Genomic DNA, 2,049 nt, shown 5'->3' on the forward strand with positions numbered 1-2,049 from the left:
CCATCTCAAGCCGTTCCGCGGCGTGCTGCAGGTCGACGGCTTCGCCGGGTTCAAGGCGCTGCAACGCAGCCGCAACGACGGCTCGGTCGTACTCGCCTTCTGCCGAGTAGGTGGGGACGTTGCCGCCCCCACCCCTCACAGACCCGGACGTGCAGATTTCCCGCATCCGGTTCTTCATGGGAGAGCTTCGCTCGGGACGGCGTATTGGCGCATGATCCGGGCTGGCGGCAGAGGATGGCGGCTCAGCAGTTCACGCAGGCGGTCCCAGCGGAAGTTTCCGTGTCGCCCCCTGCGCGATAGCCACTTCTTCCAGATCCGCTCGACCTGATGGAGATACCATCGGACCCGACGTCCGTTGCCGGTGATGCCGTAGTAGCCGTAGTGGCCACGTAGCATCGCGGACAGGTGGGCGTGCTGGTGGAGGACCGTTTGATGCCGGTTACGCTGGCACCATTCGGTCACCGCCGACAGGGCACGGGCGAACCGTCCCTTTGCCGTCACCTGCCGCACCACGTTCTTCCCTTTCAGGGACCGTCCCCAGACATGGGTAAAGCCCAGGAAGTCGAACGTGGTACCGCTCGTCGCCGGATGGCACAAACCACCCGGACGACGAAATCGGAAGTCGATGAACCGCGACTTCTCCGGATGGAGGGTAAGTCCATACCGGTTCAGCCGCTGTCCCAGCACGTGAAAGACCCGCTTGGCATCGAGGTGATCTTCGAATGCCATGACAAAATCGTCCGCATACCGGACCAGGGTATGTCGCCCTTTCAGCCGTGGCTCGACCACCATCGCAACCCATTCGTCCAGCACGTAGTGCAGGTAGATGTTTGCGAGCAGTGGCGAGATCACGCCGCCTTGGGGCGTTCCTTCGGTCGCATAGGTCAGGGAGCCGCTTTCCAGCACCCCAGCCTTCAGCCATTTGTCGATCATCCGTCGAACAACACCGTCCGTGACTCGTCGGTCAAGGAAGCTCCGCAGCTGGTCATGCGGGATGGTGTCGAAATATCGACTGATGTCGATATCCAGCACCCACCGCATGCCCTGCGTCATGAGCGACGTGCGCAAATTGTGCACGGCGTCATGCGCCGACCGGCCTGGCCGGAAACCATACGAGCAGGGCAGGAAATCCTGTTCGTAGATGGCCTCCAGCAGCATCACGATCGCCCGCTGCGCCACTTTGTCCTCGAAGGTCGGAATACCGAGAGGCCGCTGCGAGCCGTCCGCTTTCGGGATGTAGCTGCGGCGCACCGGTGGGGCCTGATAGCGACCCGACTTGATGCGGTCGAGGAGGTCGAGAAGATTCGCCTCCAGCGCTTCCGCATAGTCGGCCGCCGTGACCCCGTCGATGCCCGCCGCGCCATCCTTGCGGGTGGTCCGGTAGGCTTCCAGCATCCAGTCCAGATCGAGGACATGGTGCAGCGAGGCGAACGCCCGGTCGCGGTGCGTCCTCGCCATGTCGGCTATCCATCGCCGTTTCGTGGACAGGTTTGTGGGACTCAGGGTTCCCTCCCGTGTTTCCCGTCGATGGGTCTCTCCTCACGGCGCCCCCCTTTCCTCCAGTGGGTCCCGGCGAGCCCGGTTCCCCGCCTTCAGCGGTACTACGAGGGCGCTACGACTTCCCGCATGCGCGTTCCTGGTGCCTTATGGTTTCGGTCCCAGGCTCCATCTGCTCCCTCCGATGTTCGTGCTCGCCGAGGCGCTCCCGGTGTGGCGGAGGACCACAACCGGGCCTGGGGTCTTTGGTCAGCCGGTCTCCCCGCCTCCGGCATCTCGCAGATGGGCACGCACGGGATCTCTCAGGTTTCCTGGCAGTCCATCCCACGCCTTTGCCCTGTTCCAAGACCCCGGCCGGACCGGCAGGACCTCGCCACTTGCGATCCTGTCGATGCTGCCCCCGGTCCCAACACTCCGAAGGCTCCAGCGGGACATGATATCGGGGCTACCCCAGGGCTTCAGCGTCCGCTGCCTACGCTTCACGAGCGGCGTTGCCGTCGCCCATGCAAGGCTCGCTTCCGGCTGGCGGGCTGCGCCTTTGCCGGGAGGGGG

1 protein-coding gene is annotated in these 2,049 nt (G+C 64.4%); it reads right to left on the reverse strand.

Annotation, left to right across the window (positions count from 1 at the left end):
- Nucleotides 1-174: 174 nt before the first annotated feature.
- Complete coding sequence (ltrA, locus tag DOO78_RS26780; RefSeq protein WP_111472932.1) at nt 175-1,458, reverse strand: group II intron reverse transcriptase/maturase; 1,284 nt, start codon at nt 1,456-1,458, stop codon at nt 175-177.
- Between the last annotated feature and the right edge of the window lie 591 nt (nt 1,459-2,049).

It is taken from the genome of Roseicella frigidaeris, assembly GCF_003258945.1.
Lineage (GTDB): Bacteria > Pseudomonadota > Alphaproteobacteria > Acetobacterales > Acetobacteraceae > Paracraurococcus > Paracraurococcus frigidaeris.